23 protein-coding genes and 1 pseudogene are annotated in these 20,381 nt (G+C 65.2%); 3 read left to right on the forward strand and 21 right to left on the reverse strand.

From position 1 onward, the window contains the following. Positions 1-40: 40 nt before the first annotated feature. From mobF to OVY48_RS06335, 3 genes are read right to left on the reverse strand one after another with little or no spacing between them, the layout of a single operon-like run. On the reverse strand, positions 41-3,100 hold the full coding sequence (gene mobF / locus OVY48_RS06325; protein ID WP_313922158.1) for a MobF family relaxase: 3,060 nt from the start codon (positions 3,098-3,100) through the stop codon (positions 41-43). A 3-nt stretch (positions 3,101-3,103) separates the two neighbouring features. Then, entirely contained in the window at positions 3,104-5,407 is a 2,304-nt protein-coding gene (locus OVY48_RS06330; protein ID WP_313922159.1) for a type IV secretion system DNA-binding domain-containing protein, read from the reverse strand. Continuing rightward, positions 5,397-5,687 (reverse strand): hypothetical protein, encoded by a 291-nt coding sequence (locus OVY48_RS06335; RefSeq protein ID WP_313922160.1) that lies wholly within the window; start codon positions 5,685-5,687, stop codon positions 5,397-5,399. The genes OVY48_RS06330 and OVY48_RS06335 overlap by 11 nt, the downstream gene beginning before the upstream one ends. Before the next feature lie 740 nt (positions 5,688-6,427). On the opposite strand from OVY48_RS06335, the gene OVY48_RS06340 reads away from it, so the two are divergent. Beyond that, a complete protein-coding gene (locus OVY48_RS06340) occupies positions 6,428-6,646 on the forward strand; it encodes a hypothetical protein (protein WP_313922161.1) in 219 nt (72 codons plus the stop codon). 116 nt (positions 6,647-6,762) lie between these two features. Here OVY48_RS06340 and OVY48_RS06345 read toward each other — a convergent pair whose 3' ends face one another. The 5 genes from OVY48_RS06345 to OVY48_RS06365 form a co-directional block, all read right to left on the reverse strand. Further along, a complete protein-coding gene (locus OVY48_RS06345; RefSeq protein WP_313922162.1) occupies positions 6,763-6,987 on the reverse strand; it encodes a hypothetical protein in 225 nt (74 codons plus the stop codon). 227 nt (positions 6,988-7,214) lie between these two features. Continuing rightward, positions 7,215-7,409 carry a hypothetical protein gene (locus OVY48_RS06350; RefSeq protein WP_313922163.1) on the reverse strand — a complete coding sequence of 65 codons (195 nt, stop codon included), beginning with the start codon at positions 7,407-7,409 and terminating at the stop codon, positions 7,215-7,217. Positions 7,410-7,578: 169 nt separating this feature from the next. Then, the gene (locus tag OVY48_RS06355; protein WP_313922165.1) at positions 7,579-7,749 is read right to left on the reverse strand and encodes a hypothetical protein; all 171 of its coding nucleotides are present in this window, start codon (positions 7,747-7,749) and stop codon (positions 7,579-7,581) included. Further along, entirely contained in the window at positions 7,746-8,537 is a 792-nt protein-coding gene (locus tag OVY48_RS06360; RefSeq protein WP_313922166.1) for a hypothetical protein, read from the reverse strand. Before OVY48_RS06360 ends, OVY48_RS06355 begins: the two co-directional genes overlap by 4 nt. A 190-nt stretch (positions 8,538-8,727) precedes the next feature. Beyond that, positions 8,728-9,705 (reverse strand): DUF2493 domain-containing protein, encoded by a 978-nt coding sequence (locus OVY48_RS06365; RefSeq protein WP_313922167.1) that lies wholly within the window; start codon positions 9,703-9,705, stop codon positions 8,728-8,730. Between the two features lie 565 nt (positions 9,706-10,270). On the opposite strand from OVY48_RS06365, the gene OVY48_RS06370 reads away from it, so the two are divergent. Next, entirely contained in the window at positions 10,271-10,444 is a 174-nt protein-coding gene (locus OVY48_RS06370; RefSeq protein ID WP_200894541.1) for a hypothetical protein, read from the forward strand. 1 nt (position 10,445) lies between these two features. Next, the gene (locus OVY48_RS06375) at positions 10,446-10,802 is read left to right on the forward strand and encodes a hypothetical protein (RefSeq protein WP_313922168.1); all 357 of its coding nucleotides are present in this window, start codon (positions 10,446-10,448) and stop codon (positions 10,800-10,802) included. Between the two features lie 31 nt (positions 10,803-10,833). Here OVY48_RS06375 and OVY48_RS06380 read toward each other — a convergent pair whose 3' ends face one another. The 13 genes and pseudogenes from OVY48_RS06380 to OVY48_RS06440 form a co-directional block, all read right to left on the reverse strand. Beyond that, entirely contained in the window at positions 10,834-11,154 is a 321-nt protein-coding gene (locus OVY48_RS06380) for a single-stranded DNA-binding protein (RefSeq protein ID WP_313922169.1), read from the reverse strand. A 323-nt stretch (positions 11,155-11,477) separates the two neighbouring features. Next, a complete protein-coding gene (locus OVY48_RS06385) occupies positions 11,478-11,915 on the reverse strand; it encodes a hypothetical protein (protein ID WP_313922170.1) in 438 nt (145 codons plus the stop codon). After that, positions 11,915-12,151, reverse strand: coding sequence for a hypothetical protein (locus tag OVY48_RS06390; RefSeq protein ID WP_313922171.1), 237 nt, complete (start codon positions 12,149-12,151; stop codon positions 11,915-11,917). The genes OVY48_RS06385 and OVY48_RS06390 overlap by 1 nt, the downstream gene beginning before the upstream one ends. Before the next feature lie 202 nt (positions 12,152-12,353). Beyond that, the gene (locus OVY48_RS06395) at positions 12,354-12,857 is read right to left on the reverse strand and encodes a DUF736 domain-containing protein (protein ID WP_313922172.1); all 504 of its coding nucleotides are present in this window, start codon (positions 12,855-12,857) and stop codon (positions 12,354-12,356) included. Between the two features lie 165 nt (positions 12,858-13,022). Further along, positions 13,023-13,343 (reverse strand): hypothetical protein, encoded by a 321-nt coding sequence (locus OVY48_RS06400; RefSeq protein ID WP_313922173.1) that lies wholly within the window; start codon positions 13,341-13,343, stop codon positions 13,023-13,025. Between the two features lie 30 nt (positions 13,344-13,373). Continuing rightward, positions 13,374-14,102 carry a hypothetical protein gene (locus tag OVY48_RS06405; RefSeq protein ID WP_313922174.1) on the reverse strand — a complete coding sequence of 243 codons (729 nt, stop codon included), beginning with the start codon at positions 14,100-14,102 and terminating at the stop codon, positions 13,374-13,376. Continuing rightward, complete coding sequence (locus OVY48_RS06410) at positions 14,092-14,601, reverse strand: hypothetical protein (protein ID WP_313922175.1); 510 nt, start codon at positions 14,599-14,601, stop codon at positions 14,092-14,094. The genes OVY48_RS06405 and OVY48_RS06410 overlap by 11 nt, the downstream gene beginning before the upstream one ends. A 142-nt stretch (positions 14,602-14,743) precedes the next feature. After that, positions 14,744-15,070 (reverse strand): hypothetical protein, encoded by a 327-nt coding sequence (locus OVY48_RS06415; protein WP_313922176.1) that lies wholly within the window; start codon positions 15,068-15,070, stop codon positions 14,744-14,746. 240 nt (positions 15,071-15,310) lie between these two features. Next, positions 15,311-16,978: an ATP-binding protein gene (locus OVY48_RS06420; RefSeq protein WP_313922177.1), complete on the reverse strand. Its 1,668-nt coding sequence runs from the start codon at positions 16,976-16,978 to the stop codon at positions 15,311-15,313. A gap of 96 nt (positions 16,979-17,074) precedes the next feature. Further along, on the reverse strand, positions 17,075-17,425 hold the full coding sequence (locus OVY48_RS06425; RefSeq protein ID WP_313922178.1) for a DUF3768 domain-containing protein: 351 nt from the start codon (positions 17,423-17,425) through the stop codon (positions 17,075-17,077). Beyond that, a pseudogene (locus OVY48_RS06430) lies at positions 17,422-18,024 on the reverse strand (hypothetical protein); the annotation flags it as partial. The gene OVY48_RS06425 and the pseudogene OVY48_RS06430, both read right to left, overlap by 4 nt. A 103-nt stretch (positions 18,025-18,127) precedes the next feature. After that, a complete protein-coding gene (locus OVY48_RS06435) occupies positions 18,128-18,586 on the reverse strand; it encodes a hypothetical protein (RefSeq protein WP_046194764.1) in 459 nt (152 codons plus the stop codon). After that, positions 18,570-20,378, reverse strand: coding sequence for an integrase (locus OVY48_RS06440; RefSeq protein WP_046194730.1), 1,809 nt, complete (start codon positions 20,376-20,378; stop codon positions 18,570-18,572). The genes OVY48_RS06435 and OVY48_RS06440 overlap by 17 nt, the downstream gene beginning before the upstream one ends. Between the last annotated feature and the right edge of the window lie 3 nt (positions 20,379-20,381).

Consider the following 20,381-nt stretch of genomic DNA (forward strand, 5'->3'; position numbering starts at 1 on the left):
TCCCTAAATTGCCCCCGGCACCATGCCGGCGGGTATGCACTTACAAATCGAGGCCCAGACTGCGCTCCGGCAGCGGCGGCACCACGTCGCCGCGGTCGGGCTTGAGATCCGGGGGCGCCTTGAGATCGGCGCCCTTCGCCGGCTCCGCAGGCTTGGCGGCGCGGTCGGGAAGGGGCGGAAGATCGGTGGGCATGGGCGGCAGATCCGACAGATCGATGCCGTCGATCAGGCCGGGGTCGAATTTCTCGGGCTTCCTCGGCCCCTTCTTGCCATCGATATCGAGGCGGCCGAGCGTTTCGAGCGCGGAGGTCTTGTTGCCGGGGTTCAGGTCGAGCTGACGCTCCAGCTTCTCCTTGTCGTCGACCACCATCGTCAGATCGTCACGCACGCGGGTGACGCCGACGTTGAACAGACGCTGGTTGGAGAGATTCCGCTCGTGGCTCGACATGACGGTGATCGCCTTGTCGGTCGTGATGCCCTGCGCCATGTGCATGTTGAGGCTGTAGGCAAGGTCGAGCCGCGACAGCATCGGATCGCCCAAATCGAGGGTGAACCGCTGTTTGCCGGCGGTTTCGACGGTGACGCCGTTCGCGTCGACGGTGAGCACGCGGGCGAGCGCGGAATTGTGCAGCCCGCGGTCCTTGTCGTTGACGGTCCAGCGGATCTTGTCGCCTTCGCGCAGGTGGAGGTCCTTCTTTTCGGTGAGCTCGAGCCGGTCGCGCTTCTCGGTTGGCGACAGCTTTTGCGGATCGAAGCGGATCTTCCTTCGGCCGTCGTTCAGCTCGACCTTGCCGTTGGGCAGCACTTTGGTGATGTCGTAGCGACCCTGCTCAAGGCCGACGTCCTGAGCGCCCCCGCGGCCGACATCGAGCGTCTGGCCCTGCCGGTAGCTCGACGCGTAGCGCAGTTCCTCCCGGGTCAGGTTGACGCGCTCATAGACGGTGAGGTGGATGCCCTCCCCCCTCACGCTACCCTCTGCCGCCAGTCCGTCTTGAATGCGCTGATTGATGACCGCTCTCGAGGCACGGCCCGAGGCGAAGACGGCGGTGGCTTCGCGATCCGCCGAGGAGAGCCCCAGCCACATTTCGGCGGCGGCATCGGCGGGGCTCGCGCTTTCGACGACATTGCGCCCAAGAACCTTCAATGCCTCGCCGGCCTTGCCGACATTGGCAAGGGCAGCGACCGTGCGCAGCGTGTCGGTGCGCTGACGGATATTCTCGTCCATCCGCGCCATCGTGCCGCCGCCCGCCTGGATCATCGCGAACGACTTGCCGGCGTCGATCGACGAGAGCTGCTGGCGATCGCCGACCAGGACCAGCTTGTCCACGCCCAGCGCTTGCGCGATCTGGTGCAGCTTGAGCATGTCGTCGCTCGAGACCATCGACGTCTCGTCGACGACCAGCATGGTGCCGTCGAGTTTCGCCCGGGCTGCGTCGTAGCGCGGGGTATCGCGCTCGCTGATGTACCGCTCGTTCGCCAGCACGAACGATGCGATCGTCTGGCTCTTGATGCCGGCACTCTCTGCCAGGTCCGCGACCATCTTGTTCTGGAAAGCAAGGCCGGTGATGTCGCGGCCCTGCGCCTCGGCCATTCGCGCGACCGCCTGCAGCATGGTCGACTTGCCGGCGCCGGCGACGCCCTGCACAGTGACGGTGCGGTCGGCCGACGAAACGATGAGCGTCGCGGCGGCGAGCTGGCCAGGATTGAGAGCCCGTGTTGCAGCAGCCTGCAGTCGCGACGGCGCGTCGCTGGCCGCGATCATGGGCGATGCCCTGCCGCTACCCGCTGCCACCGCCTTCAGGATGCTCTCCTCGGTGCGGAGCGCCTCCTGCGTCGTCACCATGCGGATGCCCTTGTCGCCGTCGCGCACGGCGCCCGGGATGAGCTGCCGTTTCTCCACCATCTGCGCGATGCGGCGCTCGACGGTATCGATCGTCACGCCCTTCAGGCCGAGATCGAGCGCCGTCTTCGCGACGAGATTGACGTTGAAGGCCGCCTCGCGCTCCGAGAGGATCCGGACGGCCGATGCGACCGCGAGTTGGGTTCGTGCCTCGGCCGGCGATTGGGTCACGCGCGAGAGCGCGCTGTCGACGAGCGGATCATGCGGGCGAAGGAAGCTACCGAGCTTTTCACGCGCACCGCTGATGGCTTCGCTGACCGCGCGGAAGCCCCGTTCCAATTTGCTGTCGGCAAGCGAGTGACCCGCGCGCGCCACGGCGGAGGCGACTAGGCCCTTCCCGTCGAAACCGAGCGCAGCCGCCTTGTCGATCCAGTCCTTTTGAAGGCCGTCGCGATCCTCGACGTTGAGCTTGGGATCTCGCGTGTTTGCCGTGACGGCGAGGCGTCCCTTCGGGGATACGATCCCGAGTTCTGCGGCCTTTTCGAGGATCTGTTCACGCCGCTGGCTGAACGCCTCGAGGACCGCCTTCGGCACCCCGGAAATCTCGAAGGTGCCGTGCTTGCCCTTGGCGTCGATCTGGTAGCCGAGCGTCTCCAAGCCCTCCCGCAGGAAGGCGTGGTAGATCGAGCCGATCGTGGTGTTGCTGCTCCAGATTCTGTCGGCATGAAGCGCCTGCCATTTGCCGTCGGGCATCTTGGTGAGATTGGCGATGACGGCATGGATATGGGCCTGGGGATCGAGCGCGCGGCTCGTGTCGTGCTGGAAGAGCGCGTAGACGAGATTGCCGGTCTGCACCGGCACCTTGCGTCCCTCGACATCCTTGCGGCCTTCGGCGAGGTTCTTTTCGACCCATGCCATCGTCTTGCGGACGGCCGCCATATTGGCGTCGAGCACGCGTTTGTCGCCGGCGATATAGGCCATGACCGATGCCGACTTCGGCATCGAGAATGTGAGGTCCACCCCAGCACGCCGGTTTTCGTGCCTCGCGACCCCTTCGCCATTGGGGAGTATGCCGTGTAGGATTGCTTCGAAGGCGTCCTTTGACACCTCGCCCTGCAGGCCGAGCGCGTCGGCGCCCTCCCCTTCCCACATGCTGACTTCGGACGAACCGTCGGCGGTGTAATAATTGTCCTTGAAGTCGTCCTTGGCGAAGTAGTTCGCAGCGCCGGATGCGGAGCGGACGGGGGCGACCGAGAGCATGGGCTAGATCCCCATGTCCATGCTGTCGTCGTCGCGTCCAGGAGTGAACGCCTGGCGCAGCTCGACGAGGGTCTGATCCTCGACCTGTGGCGCGCGCTGGGCGTGGTGGCCGTCGCGCCGATCATCACGATCGCGCGGGGCTGTCGTCTGCTCCTCGCCATTGCCGCGCGCCGCCTGTGCCTTGTCGGCGGCGTGGGTGGTCGGCGGCGACTGCTCATCACGATCGTCACTGCGCTGGGATGCTCTGCGGGCGGTTTCCGCATTCTCCTCCTCGATCGGATCGGAGAGGATCCGCGCCGCCATCTCCTTCGCGATATTGGTGGCGTCGACCACCTCTTCCACGATCTGCAGGGCGCCATCACGCCCGCCTGCTTCGCCGCCGTCCCCGCCAAAGACTTCCTCTCCGCGCCTCGACCGGACGGGCTGCAAATCGGGCCGTGGAATGAAGCCCTCCGCGACTTGCGGGTAGTCCTTCCACTCGAGCAATATCCGGGCGGCGGGGAAGCCGTCGGGGAATTTCACGAAGCCGTGCATCGACGGCAGGTTCGTGATGTCGTCGGCGATGACGAGCGGTTCGACCTGCTTGCGGGGCGTCAGGGTCGAGGCGTCGCGGGTGTTGTTGTAGCCATAGCTGTACGCCTCATCCATCTGGCGCACCTCGCGGTTGCCGATATAGCGCGCGCATTGCTCGGCGGTGTCGAGATCGGCGGTGGCGAGGATCAGCTTGGAGCGGGCGAGCGAGGCCAGGTTGCGGGCACCCTGTTCGCCGTAGACCTCGACCAGTTTTTCGAAGCTGTGGATACCGAGGATCATGGCGCCGCCGAAGGCGCGGGCGGTCTGCAGGCCGTTTTCGATCGCGGGCAGTTTATGGAGCGCGCCAAGCTCATCGAACATGAACCAGGTGCGCAGCGAGCGGGTGCGCGGCATGGTCATGAGGCGGTTGATCGTGAGGTCCATCCACAGCGTCAGCAGCGCCCGGTTCATCGGCAGATCGACATAGTTGGAGGTGATGAACAGGATGCTGCCGGGCTTCTTGTCGCGCGTGATCCAGTCGCGGATCGAGAAGGGCTCGCCGGTGTCGGGCAGGAAGCGGAGAACCTGCGCGTTGGTATTGAACACGGCGCGGATCGATTCGGCCATGCGGGCGGCTTCAGGGGCCGTCAGCGGATCGGCGATGGTGTTGGCGAGGAAGCGGTGGACGCGCTTCAGATCGGCGGTCATCAGGTTCTCTGACAATGCGAGATTGGTGGTCTGTCCGCGCTCCTGCAGACGGACGCACATCTCGATGAACAGGGTCCGCGCGGCGAGCGCCCAGAAGGGATCGGACGATCCACCGTCGGAGGGGATCAGCGCGGCGGCCGCGGCGGTGAATTCGCTGTGGGTGCGGCAATCATTGAAGATCGACCAGGCCGGGCATCGCAGGTCCATCGGATTGAGGATCGTATCGCGCGCCGGGTCGTAGAAGGCTTCGACATAGGCACCGGTCAGGTCGAAGATGACGGCGGTGTCCTGGCGGTCGCGCATCTGCCGGACCAGGCTGCGCAGCTCGGTGGTCTTGCCCGAGCCGGTGGTCCCGATCAGCATCGTGTGCGACTGCTCCATCCGGTGCGGATAGGGAATGCCGGCGAGCGAGTAGGGATGATGGATGCCGGCCGCTTTGCGCTCCGCGAATGGGAGCTGCAGGACCTTGGCCGGTGACATGCCGGGGAAGTGCTGGCGGGCTTCCTCTTCATATTTGGCGAAATTGTGCTGGCTGACCTCCGAATAGAGGATGTCACGCGTCACCAGCATCGCCCCTCGCTCATGCCGCTCCTGAAGGATATACTTGCCGCGCCGGCGCGAGATATCGACGAACCAGAGGGATAGCGGAAGGACGACAAAGACCGAAACGAGGAAGGAGCCGAGGAGGCCACGCATGGCGACGGACCAGGCCTGCTGAACCTCAGGGATGTGCGGGACGACGGGCATGATCGTTCGCATGATTTCGCCGGTCGGGAGCGTGACGTTGACGCGCTTGTTGGGATTGAGATCGACCCAGTTCCAGAGCGTCGCGTAGAGCTTCATGCAGATGAGCTGGAACCCGTGTTCGTCCAGCTTGATCGACAGGATGATGAACCAGGCCGCGAGGAAGACGAAAAACCAGACGACGAACGGCAGTTTGGCGCCCGAGAACCACATCAGTATCTCATGGGTGAGAAGCTGGCTGCCGCGGGTGAAATTGCCCGAGTTGCGATGGACCTGACCGCGCGCCGAATGGTGGGTCAGCGGGATGTTCTGCCCGTTCGAGCGGATGTCCTTACGCGCCATGATATTGCACCAGGCGCTTGTCGGTTTCCGCGATGATCCGGTCGCGAAACTCGGGGAATTGCTCGCGGATAATGATGTCGAGCGCGAGTTGCTGGAACTCGCTTATCCGCGCCAATCGGCGCTGGCTGGCTGTGATGAGATCGGCCGACGTCAGGAAGGCGTCAACGGCGCTCCTGATCAGTTCGGAGGGGCTGCAATCGCGCTCGGCCGCAATGGCGACGACACGATTGTACTTCTCACGATCGAGCCGGACCGTGCAGTGCTTGAAAGCGGTGGTCAAACCAAGCCTCCTAGCAGGGAGGCTGGCGGGGTCTCAAAAAGTGTCCCGCTTATAGCGTGGGCCGGGCTACGGGGCAAGAAAATCCGGGAAGGCCGAAATGGCGTGTTCGCTTGTAGCACGCCCAAGCCTTTGGAATTGCAGGATATTCGATCCTGCCGAAACGTGTCCCACAACGTCCCACACGTTATTCAATGGATAACCATTTGTAAAACAAAGGAAAAGTCATGCACCTTGGTGCGTAAGGTGTGCTAATCCTTAGAGATTGATCCCCTGCTCCGGGTCGTCTGTTGGCGTTTCTGGACGGGGGTCGTTTCCGAGTCCGGCGAGGTTCAAAGCCGTCCTTTGGACGGAACCGGCTGAGGGTCCCCGGCGCTGCTTCAGCATCGTTGGAATGCCGGTCGCGGGCGAATGATTCCGGGTTCGACCGCGGGATGCGAGCGGAGCGATACCGTCCCAGCGCGCATGGGGCGAAGACCCAGCGCGCCATCGACGGTGGCCCCGTCCACCGTCGGACGGCAGGGGATCGTTACCCCACCGGGCGGAGACAACGCGCCAGCGTTGGCTCCGTGAGCTTGGTCGGCGGCGGCCCGAAGGGGCGTCGGCGGCCTAGCGAATAGAGCCCCGGTCGGCGGGCCGAAGGACCGCCGAGCCGCCACGCTCAACTGCATCTTCCGGCCAACCAGATCAGCGGCTATAACGTCACCGTTCATAGCCCGATCAGCGTGAACCAAGAGGCCCCTATGGCACGCACATTGGAACAGGAAAGAGCGGCGATCGAAGAGGACGCACGCAGGTTGGAAGAGCGTCGGCAGAAGCTGGCGGACAAGGAGCGGGAGCAGATGATTCAGGCGGTCGAAAAGTCCGGTCTGCTGAAGCTGGCACCCAAGCGCCTCGATGAGCTGGTCGGCAAGATCCGGAAGCTCGGAATCGAGGAAGTCGAGAAGCGGCTAGCGGCTTGAGGCATCCCCGCCGCGACGACAGTCGCGGCACGGGCATGGGGGGCTCGATGCCCCTCATGCCCGTATTGTCCGACAGCAAAAAAGGGGAGAGGCCCGAGGCCCCTCCGCTGTCGTTTCTAGAGTTCGTCGTCCATGCGCCCGGGCGTGGTGTAGACGATGCGGTCGATGAGCGTCGTCGGCAGGGCGCCGTAATCCGCTTCGTCGATGGTGAAGTAGCCGATGTCCTCGTCCTCGATAACGTGCTGGTCGAAGAAGCTGTGGAGTGCGCGGCGCTCGGCGCAAGCGACGGCGGCGAGGTAAGCGGCGGTATCGGTGCCGGCGACGGTCGAAGTGGTCTGCATGTGAGCCTCCTGCTGTCTTGAATGACAGGGGAGTGGCCGTCGTGGGGGGTGAGGTCGGGTCAGGGACGCGGGCGCAGCCCGCGCCGCGAAGCGGGGAGTGGGGGAGCCGATTTTGTCGTGGGTGGAGTGGAGCGTAGCGGAGCGGAGGCCGCGGCAAAATTGGGGGCACCGCTCATCCTTGACGCGGCCTCGCCCCCCACGACAGACTGGGAAGTCTGTGAGAGATTTTATTCCTCTGAGGGTGGGGATGGTTGCCCGGCCGCCATGCTCTGCCGCAGAAGGGTTTCGAGATGATCGGCGGCGCGTTGGTGAAGCGCGCTGCTATCGCTCGTCAGCTTCTCACCGGAGGGCATCCGGCCGCTTTCCACAGAGTCCCGCAGCAGGTTGATGGCCGCGCGAAATGCGATCTCGTCTTCGCTCATGCTGCTCTCTCTGGTTGGTGCGCATCGCCATCACTAGCGCATTGGAGTTGAGCGCGTAACCGACGCCAGGCGATCTGCCCGTCGAAGAAGATGGGTGCGCCAGCGGACCGACGCCCCCGTCCCCGTCGCGATAGAACGCGGTGGAATTATGCCCATTCCGCTCGGGTCGCTAATCATAGACGCCGAGGGCGATGAGGCGCTCCGTTTCGAGGTGCGAGATGATCTCGTAGTCGTCGCTTTTCCAATGATAGTCGCCGTTGGAGATGTCCCCCAATGTGGCCCAGCTGCCGTCGGCCCAGAGTGCGATATCGTCGCAGCTGCGTGTTGCTTCGTTGGTCATGATTTCCTCCATCCATGAGAGGCCGGTGCCGGGGTCATGCGAGGCGCGTCCGGGGCAAGGACCGCACGCTTGCGGGCGGCCGCCCGGCGGGGAGCGGGGGAGCCGATTTTGCCATGAGCAAGCGTAGCGAAGCGCAGGTCAAAATTGGGGGAACCGCTCATCCTTGCGGCGGGCGCGGGGTGCATGGCATCATGGGATGCCTGTGGAAGCTGGGCCCATTCCAGTCGGGACGTTTCGTCGGAATCAGCCGTGGCGAGAAGCCGGTCGAGCCGCTCGACATAGCCGGCGACCCCTTCTTCGGCGGCGCGCCTGCGGATGGCCGGATTGGCGAGGCGTTCGCGGATCGTTTCGATCGGGATTTCGCCGACGCTGTCGGGGCGCAGACCGAGGCTTTCGAGCAGCGCGTAGGCGTTGCTCGAAGCGAGGTCGAGCTCGAGGCCGAGGTCCGATGTGAGCGCCATCCGCATGTGGATCGTGCCGCCCCGCTCACAGCGGTAGACGCTGATGCGCCGGCCTCGGAACTGGGCTTCCTCGACGACGCTGATGACATCGGGCGCGAAGTCGAAGACCTTGGCGAGAGCGGCGAGCGCAAGCGGGCAGACGCGGGCCTCGAAATGATAGGACAGGAACGCGTCCTCTGCCGCGTCGGGATCGAGTAGCACTGTGCCGATGCGCACGCTCTCCTCGCGCAGATAGGTGCGCAGGGCGGCAAGCTGGCGGGCGTTGATCGTGGCGATCGGGCCGTCCAGGTCGTCGGCGGCCGTGGCGATGCGGAATGTGATGGACATCTCGTCCTCCCTTGTTGAACCACACCCCCCATCCCCCTCCCCTTTGCCGCTCTGGCGGGTCGCGAAGTGTCGGGCGCGCAAGCGCGCGAAGCCCCGCGGCGCGAAGGGGCTCGATGCCCCTGAGCGCCGCCGTCCCACGCACAAAAGAGGAGAGGCCCCGGCTGCGAGCCGGAGCCTCTCCGAATGGGCGTCATGCCCGGCGTTCGACACGCTGCTGGGCGAGACGGACGATGTGTAGCGGGACGCCGGCCTGCCGCAGTTTCTGGGCGAGGTTCTGCTGGATGCCCGATCCTTCGCAGATCACCGCTTCGACCGGCTTCAGGTTCAGGATGCGGTCGTTGCGGACGAAGGCGGCGCGGTTGCCCTGGCTCCGATCGAGGCGGAACTGGATGACCTTGACGCCGCGCGCTGCGGCCCAGGCGTGCGCCACGGCATCGCAACCCTTGGCCTGCGCGGTGGTCGCCAGGATCATCTCCGGGATGCGCGCCTTGATGCTGTCGAGCCCCTTCCACAGAAGCTCGCCATCCTCCCAGGCCTGACCGCCGGAGAAGGCGACGACGGGACCCTCGGGGGCGAACTGCTCGCGACGCTCCCGGGCGCGGGAGGCGAGATAGTCGCGGGCGTCAATCATCGAGGCGTTGAGCGCGCTCGACACCCGGCTGCCACGCACCGGCGAGAAGGGCTTGCCGGTCTCGACGCGGTACATTTCGGCGGCATGGTCGCGCATGCACTCCATCGCCTCGCGGCACCCCTGCAGCGTCTGGCAGAGGAGCTGGGTGTCCTCCAGCTCGGTCGCGTAGATCTCCGACGGGTCATAGGCGCGGGCGAGTTCGCCCAGCTTCTTGGCGGCGTCGTCCTCGCGGCCTTCGATGCGCTTGGCGACGACGTGGAAGCTGTTGGCGAAACCCCAGACGAGGTCGGTCGCGAACGGCTCCATGCGCGTGTCGCGCAGCACGTCGAACATCGTCTGCATCATCATCTCGACCGCGGCTCGCACCTGCTCCGGATCGGGCATGTCGAGTGCTTCCGGCGCATCGACAATGCTGAGCTTCGCCATTTCGCTATGCTCGATGAACGCGCCCTCGTAGGTTTCGGTCAGATCCTCGTTCACGCGCGCTGCCGCGATGTGGCTGGCAAGATCGGCGAAGTTGTTGAAAGAAGTCATCATAGCCTCCGAACAAGTCGATCTCTCATCCGGGATTGGATGAAAGATGAAATCTCATCGGATGAGCTGGCGGGCTTTTGTCAGGGACGCGGGACTTGTCCCCGCGCCGCGCAGCGGGGCGCGGGGGAGCCGATTTTCCTGGGTCCAGAACGGAGCGAAGCGAAAGTGGCGGGTCCATGAAAATTGGGGGAACCGCGCATCCTTGCACAAAAGGCCTTAAGGCTCATCAGACTATGGCGATGAAGCTTGTCTGATACCGAGATGTTAGAGAGAGAATTGGATTTGCCCCGGCCGCGCTGCGGGCGGGTTAACAGCAAATCGCCTCCAGCTGTCCTGGTCGAAAACGCTGGAGCATTCCCCGCAAGGGACTGTCAGGTGAGAAGTCGCAGATTCGCTTCGAGGTACGGTTCGTACCAGAGCGTCGATCACCGTTGCCGCCGTTCGCATGCCCGAGCGAATCCTCGGTCTGTCTGTGTTATGGTCGGAGTCGCGACAAGCGACATGGCGGCGCGGCCCGGGATCGTTCGGACAGACCACCTGTCGAAACCGCTGCGCCACGAGGTCAGTTATGAACGAGGAAATGATCCGCGAAGCGGCGCGCGCGCTCGCGGCGAGGCTCAAGCACTTGTTGGATGAAAGCCTGGCAGGTGAGATCCGGCTGACCCGTGACGAGGCCGTGCTTGCGCAGGGTTTTGCGGAAAGCGTTGCGGACCTGCTGTCCCCCTCGAGCGGCGGAAAATAGGATGGGGGAAGAACCGCATGATGATCGGGAGGACGGCGCGACGCATATCGCCGGGATCTCCGAAGATGGCATCTCGGTGGTGATTGATGGCGAGCAGCGCCTCATCGGCTGGTCGGCGGTCTCTGGCATCTCCAGCGCTGTGTCGAAGCGCGACGACGACATGGTTTTCGTCGCGATTGCGATCGACGCCGCGGATGGCGAGCGCAGCCTTCTCGTCGCCCAAGATGATCCGATATGGACCGAACTGGTCGAACTGCTCCATCTTTGCCTGCCCGTAGCACCTTTGGAAGCGTGGGCAGCGGGAACAGCGGCGTTCCCTGGTGCCTACACGCTGTACCGGCGCCCGATAGTCGGATGATAGGGGCGGCGCCGGAGCGCCGCCCGATCGATCAGAAGAAATCGATCTTGTCGGCGATGATTTCGCAGCCGTAGCGAGTAACCCCGTCGCGGTCCTCCCAGCTCGAATAGTGGAGCCGCCCGGTGATCGCGACGACGTTGCCCTTCTCGCGGGTGGCGGCGGCTTTGCCGAGCCCATTGAAGCAGGTGACCTTGTGGAACTCGGTCTCCTTGGCGGTGTAGCCGGTGGCCTCGTCGACATAGGTCTTGCCGTCCTTGAGCTTGACGCGGTCGGTGGCGACGATGACGGTGGTGACGGTGCCGCGGGTCTCGGGATCCTTGGCAACCCGGCCGGTGATGTTGACGTTGTTCATGGCGGTGCTCCTTGGTGGGTCCGACGGCCTTCCCGCCGGTGACACCGAAAGAGCGGCGTGCGGTGTCGCATCGCACCGGAGCGCCAGCGGAGGGGAACCCGCGTGAGGGAGCTGGCGCGGGCAGCCGCGTAGCGGCAACACGGGCGACCGTAAGCGGGTTGCGATGCGACGCCGTCTCGCCGCAGGTGTCACAGGACAGGCGACGGAAGGCCTTCGGACCCGCCGGGGACTTGCGCTGCCGCGACGTCACCGATCTCCGGAATCGCGGAGAGGTTCGGCCGACCCGCAGGGCCTTCGGCCCCTGCTGCAATCACCGCGCGAGGCTAGGAGGTGCGATCGATCTGGCCCACCCGGCGCGCGTCGAAGGCGGCGAGCCATTTGGTCCGAACGAGATCGTACAGGCCGGCGGGGAGAAGCCCGTAGGCGACATTGGCGTCCGCATCCCCGGAAACCGGGCGCAGGTCGGGACCAGGCCATTGGAAGCGGTTCGCCTCGGACAGGACGATCCAGGAGCGCGCGTCGTCGAGGCCGAGCCGGGCCTTGGTCCCGGCCGGAATCTCGACGGCCAGGCGTTCGTCGGCCGGCGGCGTGTGGGTCACCGGGAGCACCGTGACGATCTCGCCGCCGTCCTTGGTCGTCGTCGCCAGCAGAACGGCGCAGGGCCGGTCCTTGCTGCCGTCTTCGTTCCCGGCCTTGGCTTCATGACTCCAGAGGAATGAGTATCGGATGACGAGGCCTGGAACCGGCTTGGGAAGCGGCATCAGCTATGCCGGAACTCGTCGTCGTACTGCGTCGCTTCGGCCGGCGCGCGGGCGGCGGCGATGGCGGCGCGATCCTCGTCGGTGAAGTCGCCAAGCGCGAGCACCTCGCGGTCGCGGCTCTTGAGCCGCTGATATTCGGCGTGCGACATGAGCACGAGGCTGTCATGGCCGTGATGGGTGATGGTAAGCGGGCTCTCCAGCGCGCGGCGGCTGATCCGGCCGAACGCCTTCGACACCTCGACGGAACTGACGGACTTGGGTATGGCGATTCTCCTATCCGGAAAATACGGAGTTTCCGGAGAGATTGCAAGGTCTACGTGCGCAGTGCGGGCCACTGCGGAACAAGAACAGGGCCCGCTTCGCAGGCGCGAAGCGAGCCCTGTGAGGGGGCCGCGCGCCTGACGAAGGCGCGCGGTCGGGGAGAGGCGGTGCGATCGATCAGTCGGCCATCTCGGGCGTGCGGCGCTTGCGGCCACCGGCGGCGGCAGGCTCGCCGCCGAACGCGCCGTCGGCCGAGGAGTCGCCCAGCCCGTCGCCACCGGCCGGAGCGGCAGGCGCTTCGGCGCCGGGCAGCGGCGGCAGGCCGTCGTCGGCCGCGACCGTGTCGGTGGGCGCATCGCGGCGACGGGTCGGCCGCGACCAGACGATGTTGTAGGAACCGTCCTCCTGGCGGAAGGCCGAGATGTAGAGCGGCTTGTCGAGGCTGGGATCCTCGATCTTGCCGTTGAGGAAGGTTTCGCCGGTCGAGTTGGAGGACAGTTCAAAGAGCGCGCCGACCTGAACCCACTGGCGGGCGGCGGAAAGCGCGAGGATCTCGAACTTGGGCGCGCGCGGATTGGTCGACTGGACGGTGCGCAGGGCGATCACGATGGCCACGGTGAGCGTCGAGATCTTGCCAGTGTAGGTGCCGCTGGCGTTCTGGGTGATGGTGCCGATGTTCATGGGAAGTCTCCTGAGTTGTGCGCTCGAACCCCTTGTCCGAACACACTCTCTCACCCACTCAGCTCCTCGGCCGTTCGGCCGAGTAAGGCGCGTCAGCGCCGCTCCGACGCGCACCCCTTCGGCGCCGTCGGGTCGTTCTGGACCGCCTTAGGGTCGTAAAGGCCGTCAGGTGGTGGGCGGCGGCGCCGGCGAGCGCCACATCGCAATGATATCCTGCATCTCCTCAGCGAAGCCGAGGCTGTCGATATAGACGGCACCGCGATCGTTCTGGCCGAGAAAGCCGATCACGGTCGTGATGTCGTTGGCGATCGCGAAGTCGAGGCCGAACATGTCGGCAATCTCGAAATGGCCGAGGTCGGGACCGTTCCACCAGGCCATCAGGAAGTTGGCGACACGGCGCGCCTGACCGGTGTCGCTCATCGCGATGGGCAAGAGGCGCGTCAGCGCCGCGCGCGCGGCATCATAGTCGGTCGGGATCGAGGTCATCGGCTGTCTCCGAGCGCCGAAGGTATAGGTCTATGCGGAGGGCGCAACTGCGATGTAGGGGTCAAAGGCGAAGCGGCGCGGGCAGGCGAGCCATTCCGGCTGATCGTGGGCGATAGGCACGTCGAAATTCGCGGCCTCGGCCTCCGAGAAGATCCTGGCGCGGGAAAGACGATCGAACCCGTCGGTGTCGTTCCAGAAGCTGAGGCCATGTTCAGGGTGCCGGATCGTCAGGACAAAACCGTCGGCGCCTTCGTCGCGGGCGCGACCCATCGCGCGATCGAGCATCTGCGAGGTGTGGCCAAATTCCTTGGCGGTCTCGGTGATCGCAACATAGCCGCCGCCGAATTCACCAGGGCGCAGACGATCGTGGTCAGACGCCCATTCGAACCCGAAGGGGAGCGCCGATCGCGCGCAGCGCTGGATCAGATTGGCGGCGGTCTCGATGCCGAACTGTTCGCCCGAGAGGAAGACGATGACCTGCCCCTCCGCATTGGGTTCGCCGATGTCGATATCGAAGTCGAGGACGAGGTAATTCTCGTCGGGGAAGAGGTCGAGCAGCCCATCGAAAGGGCTGAGCTCGGTGCGCGGGAAGAGCGCAGCGAAATCTGCGCCGATGGTCGCGTAGTGCGCCTCGAGCGCGTCGATGCTGGTTTCGGCATCGCCGATCATCTCGATCGCGGTGATGACGCGGCGCAGGAGATCGGCCTCGGCACTGGTAATGGCCAGGCCGAACGCGGCCTTGGTGTAGCTATTCGACATGCGCTGCTCCTGCCGCATGAGAAATGATGTCCATTGGTGCGGCGGGCTCGAGGACGTCGCCTTCTACGACGAGCGGCGGCACGGCGAAATCGGCGGCGGTGAAGTGCGCGAGGACCGCGTCGAACGAGCCGAGCTTTTCGACAGCTTCCCGCGCGATGACGACGGCGTCATCCTCGGTGACCGCATAGGAGGTCAGTATCCCATCGCCGGTGTGGACGATCCGCTCCGGACCCCACTCGCCGCCATAGCCACCAGACCATCTGGCGAACGCGACCTGATTCCGGGCACACCAGCTTTCGAGCTCGTCGAAATAGCCCCAGGCTACTTCATGAGCGCAGAGGCTGAGCGACTGGCCGATGGTTCGGTGGTGCGGTTCGAAGGCCTCGCCGTCCCATTCGATGGAAAGGCCCTCGTTGCCGATGATTTCGACAAGTTCGGCGAAAGCTGAGGTCGAGAGCGATCCGCCGAGAACGATCGACGCTGAAACGCGGTCCGCCATATGTGGCTCCTTGATGGTCGGCGCCGAGAGCACACGACGCTGAGCGCGGCCGACAATGCCGGCGACGAGGGTGGGTGAAGGAGTGTTCGGGTGGCGGCCGCATCGACCGCGAGATCATCGACGCGAAAGCGTCAGCGGGTGATCAGTGGATCGAGCCAAAAAGCGACCGCTTGGCGGCGGCCTGGTGGCGGCCATCCTTGATGCCGGCAGTCGCGTGCATCTCTGCCGTCAAGCGGTCTGCAAGGTCGCCGGGGATGTCCGCATAAAGCGCGACGACCGCGATCGCGGCCTCGGCGGTAGCCAGCTCGCCGGGTTCGGTGCCGTGCCAGATCAGCGGCTCGCCCTCCTCCTCGGCCTCGGTACGGAAGAATATCTGCGCGAAGAAGGTCTGAAGGGGTCGGTCCCAACCGACGGTCACGCGGACGACGTCCGGATTCTCGGCCTTGGGCTGAAGATCGTGCCGGCTCATCCAATCGTCCTCCGGATGCGATGTTGTACGTGCCGCGCAGCGCCTTCGGCGCTGCTGATCGCTTTGCCGGCCGCCGAGGCGGCCTGGCGGGCGCCGGCCTGTCGCAGCAACGTACGGGCTTCGCGCAGACGCTCAACCGCTATTGCAATCGCTTGGCCGTGTTCGGGCGTGGCAGGCGTTATCCGGCGCATGGGGTTCTCCGGTCCGGTGTTAAGAAAAGCGGTACGCCGACCGCAAGGCTCACGGCTGCACGGCCTCGGTCGTCCCGATCGGCTCGATACAGAGCTCCAAGGTGTCGCGGCCGATGACGGCATGAAACTGCCGTCCTTCCGGCGCGAACCATTGGACCCGATAGGCGAGCACCGCTCTCAGGCGCTCGAGGAGTGCCGCGTCGTCACCCATGAGGATGCGCGTTGCCATCTCGCGGGCGTCGAGAAGGAAGCGATCGTGCTGCGTTTCCCAGCTGTCGGCGTCATGATCGTCGCTGGAGGAGAAACAGGCGCCCTCGAGAAGATCGACCAGTTCTGCCGGCGTCACGGCCTCGCGGGAGGTCATGACGACATTGGCTTCCTCGAAGCTCCAGAAACTGCTGTCGTCATATTCGATCATCACCGGCGCCGAAATCGCGACGCTTTCCGTCGCCGGGCCCGCGATGGTCAGCATCAAGTCGAGACGGTCGACGATGCCGCTTTCGAGGCCGGGAAGATTGGTATCGTCGAACAGGCAGGTCTCGCCGACGCGCTCGATCTCGAAGGTCATGCCGGTGATGCGCGCAAGCCGGTCGTACCAGGAATAGCCCACCATCTTTAGGTCCGGAGAAGCGAGCCGGTCCGCGAAGCGTCCGTCGCGGGACAGCGCGAAATGCGCGCACTGTTCGAGCGCTGCGCCGAAGGAGTCGACGAGGAGGAGATCGTCGGTCGATGTGAGCTGGCGCCTGGTGATCCCGGTGTGAATGTCTGCGGTTGCCGGCGACCATTCGGTCAATTCGGAGCGCGCCTCGGGCAGAGAAATGCCGAGGTCTGCGGCCTCGGTCCAATGTTCGAACGACAGGCGGTGGCTGCCTTGGGTCCCGATGTGGCGATAGATCGCGCGGCGCGCGGCGCGGCGCAGCCGCAGCAGCGCCTCGTTCTCGACCATCTCCTTGCGAGCCGGCAAGACGAGCTGCAGCTGTGGCGCGTCGACGATATCGACGCGGACGCACCAGCTGACGTCGCTTTCGGCGATCGACGGCAGAGCGCCCGGGACGGTGACCCCGTGAAAGTTGATCGAGACGCTGTGCCGATTGGCACGATGATCGTCGAAGACGCCGATCCGGACGCCGTCTTCGACCAAGACGGCCTTCGCGCCATCCGACCAGTCCTGCTGCTTGAGGCGCTCGCCGTTAAGGTGGACGGGGATCGGGCAATGGCGCGCGGCGTTTTGCGCCGCCGAGTCGAGCGCATTGGCCCAGGAAGGATCAAGGGTCACGACGACCTCGGTTCCGAACGACCGGGCGCAAGGATCGACCGGAATAGGTCGGCTGTCTTCCCACGCATCGGGCGCGATCGCGATCTGCCATCCCTCGCCCGTAGATCGCGGGCAGGATCGGATGACGACGTGGCGGCCGGCCAGGCTGAAAACCCCCATGCCGGCGGGATCCTCGCGCTTCGCCACCGTCTCACTCCAGTCGGACCGGCCGAGCGCGAGCACCACCGAAGGGTCCGCGATGCCCATGCCGTCATCGGCAACGGACAATTGCGCCACGCCCTCGGCCTCGGTGACATGCAGGTGGACGATGCTGGCCCCGGCGCGACGGGCATTCTGGATGAGCTCGGCAAGGACGTCGCCAATCGTGTTGTTGAAGAGGCGCGTCACCTTGGTGACGGCGGCCGGATCGACTTGACTGCGGATGACGGTTGGTAAGGTCATCTCGGTGCTCCTTGCATCGAGCTTCATTGCTCCCCAACCCCACCCCTCTCTTCTCTTCTCTCCTGCGGGCGCGGGGGTAGGCGGCGCGGCGAGGATTCAATCATCCTCGGGGAGCATGATCGTCATGACGCGCGTCGTGAGGGTGGCATCGGCGGGATCCTCGGAACCCCATTCGAGCGACGGATCATAATAGTCGATCTTGAACCGGACGATCTGCGCACGGACGACAAGTTCGCCACGATTGTGCTCAGCCCCGTCCTCGGGCCTGAAGACATAGCGGCGGACCGCCGCCATCACTGCGGCCTGGGCGAGGATCCCGGCCGCGGTTCCGTTATCCGTCGCCAGAGCGGCAAGACAGGATGCGGTGATGAGAATGCGCGCATTGCGGTCGAGGCCGAGACGGCACCGATCGTTCAGATTTACGATCCGAGAGAGTTGATCGGTCATGCTGCCTCCATCAGGCCGGCGTTGAATGTCTCGATCCACGCTTCCATCGTCGGCCGCTCGCTCAAGGGCACGATGCTGGCGGCATCCTGGAAGCGGATGAGATCGGTCGGAGCGTCGCGGCGGATCGCATCGATCTCGGCCTCGGGGAGCAGCCGCTCGCCGCGGATGAAATCGGTTATCCTGCCCGGTTTGGTCTTGGTCGAGCGACGCCAGAGGCCCTCGACCGTGCGTAGCCGCGGTTCGGCCCGCGCTTCGATGAGGACGATCAGCCGAAGGCACCATGGCGGCAGCGCGCGAACCTCGTCGGGCTGGATCGCGCCGCAGAAGAAGCAGCTCGATTTGGGTGGCACCGGCAGGCCCGCTGCTTCGATGCGCGCCGTGCAGCGATCGCGTGTCCAATTCCATTCGCGCAAGGGATAGCGGCATTCGAATAGCGGATCGGAAAGCGCGGAGGCGTGCGCATAGCGCCGCGTATCCGCTGGCGACGCATCATAGCCGATCAGCCGGATGACCTTCTGGCCGCGCGCCCAGGCCGCCTGGGCCGGCGCCCATCGCTTCAGGAAGGCGTCCTGTGGCGCGACCTTCCATTTGAGCGAGCATTAGGTCTGGATCGACCTGTCTTATTGGCCTCGCAAAGCTCGCATTTCCGTCGTTCCTTCACCCTCTCCCCTTGCATGACGCCCGATTAGGGCGTGACCGCCTTCAGGCAACAGAGGGATCGGGCGCTCCGGCGTTGGTGCGGATCGGAACGGGCCGGCGCATCCGATCGAATTCCTGCACGAGTTGCGCGTTGCGGCGTTCGAGCCGTTCCGCCCGCTGCTCGGCTTCGACAGCGCGCTTCAGCAGGCTGGCATTATGTGTTGCAAGGGCGATGTTCCTAGCTTCAGCATCGCGAAGAGCAGAGCGTGTGCGATCAGCCTCGCCTGCGGCCGTTTCAGCGGCCCCCTCACGCTGCGACTGAAGCTCACGCAGGGCGTCGAGAACGCCGGCATGGTGGGTATAGATGATGTTGCGGCCGACCCCGGCTGCTCGTGCGAGCCCGGCGACCGTTGGCGCGGTGGACGCGTTATTAGCGAGGACGCTAAGGGCTTCGCGCAGGCGTGCATCGGTGTTCGCCCGCCGACGGGCTTGTGGGGTGGACAGATCAGTCTCGGACGCCATCGGCATTTCCTTTGTCGAGCTGGGCCAAGATGCGGAGAGATTCCTGGATGCGTGCTTCGGCAAGCGCGCGGCTCTCGGCATCGAGGTCATCGCGCTGGGTCAGCGCGGTGTTACGTTCAAGGCGCGCCTCCCAGACCGGCCTATGCCGGTCAGTCACGGCGAAGTTGGCGCAACTTGAGCAGGTGCTTTGCGTGCGAAGCACTGGGTTCGGCTCGCGCTCGCCGCCGAGGCAAGCGGATGTCTCCCGGCGGTAAAGGCAATAGCCCCAGTCGCAGACGCCGAGGCGCATATCCGTTTCGGCGAGGATTTCGGTAATATAGGCATCGACATCGCCCGATCCCGTGCGCCCGCGGAACGGCGATCGCTCGGAGAGCATGACGCCCGCCTTCCCCGCAACGTGCGGAGCCAGGAGCAGGTCTTCCAGCGCCTTGCGGGTTTCTTCGGCGGCCTGCTCGTCGATCAACTCGGCAAGCTCGAAGTCGGTGCCGACATAGGCCCGGTCGGTCATCGCGCGGTGGACATGCCCGAGATGGCGTTGCAGCGCCGTCAGGCCGGTGCGGTCGCGCCGCCCGATGAACCGCGAGAACGTCTTGCGCCCCTGATAGGTGGTCAGGCGCCAGGTGCCGCCTTGGTGGTCCGGCAAGGCGAGGAACGGCGCAAGCCGCTCGTTCAAGCGGACATTGACCATGGGTGACCGCAGTCGGGCGACCGGCATCATCGTCGGGAGCGGTGATCGTCCCCGACCGAGCTGGTGGAGCCAGAGATTCTTCTCGCCGCTGAGTTCGCGGAGCGGAGCGGAGAGACGCTCGAGTATGTGGATTGCGCGCTGGACCGGCTCGGGCGCGAGCCAACGGTGGAGGTCGCCATGTTTCGTCAGCGACGTCTTCGTGATCGTGCCGACCAGATAGACGTGTTCCTCGCCGTCTTCGTCGGTCGCGCGCCGTTCGAGGCAGCCCTCTTCAAGCCTGAGTATCTCGGAGGCGCGCGCGCCAACAAGATAGGCGATGACGGTGAAGCAGGCATCGCCAAGCCGGTCGAGCATGAACGCCAGGCGGCGCAGTGGCCATTCCGGATTCGGATACCGATCGGCGCAGGGACATGGCTCGGCCAGCATCGCGCGTCTGATATGCCAGTGGAGCATTCGTCCCTGGTGCCGTGGTCGGAGCCGTTCATACAGGTCTGCGAGATGGTCGCGCAGGGCGATTATCTGGTCCGCCGGATCGCCGAGCAACTCGATTGCCCCGCTGATCAGCGGCACGGCGATCTCGTCAGGGGTATAGGGATGACCGCCATAAGGCTTCCAGTGCCGCTTCCCGACCGAGGCGGCGCGAGGCGGTGCCGTCGGCGGCGCGTCGTCCAGCTTGTCGCGCTGCATATGGAAGGTGCGGATCGTGCCGAGATGGCCTTCGGCGGTGCTGAGCGAGAGCAACGCGCCGTTCCTGCCCGGGCGCGCGCGCAGCATCGCCACGAAGCGACCCACGGTGTCCTGATCGAGATCCCTGAAGCGTCGGACGTTTTCCGCCGCCATCCACCGGGCAAGGAAGCGGATATGACTGAAGTGGCCGCGGATCGTTTCCTTTCGGAGCGGCATCCGGCCTTCGGGTGGATCGTGCCGCAGCGAGAGCAGGAACAGTTCGGCCGCGTGCCGGAGCAGCGTCCACTGATCGTCGCTGAACCGGCTTCCGTCCGGCATTTCGAACCCCCAGTTGAACGTCATCGCGGCGGGCACGCCTTCGTTCCCGAGCAATGGAGCCGGAACCTGGGTGAACGTGGATGTCGGGACGGAGGCCATGAG

The organism is Sphingobium sp. SA2 (assembly GCF_032227065.1).
Taxonomy (GTDB): domain Bacteria; phylum Pseudomonadota; class Alphaproteobacteria; order Sphingomonadales; family Sphingomonadaceae; genus Sphingobium.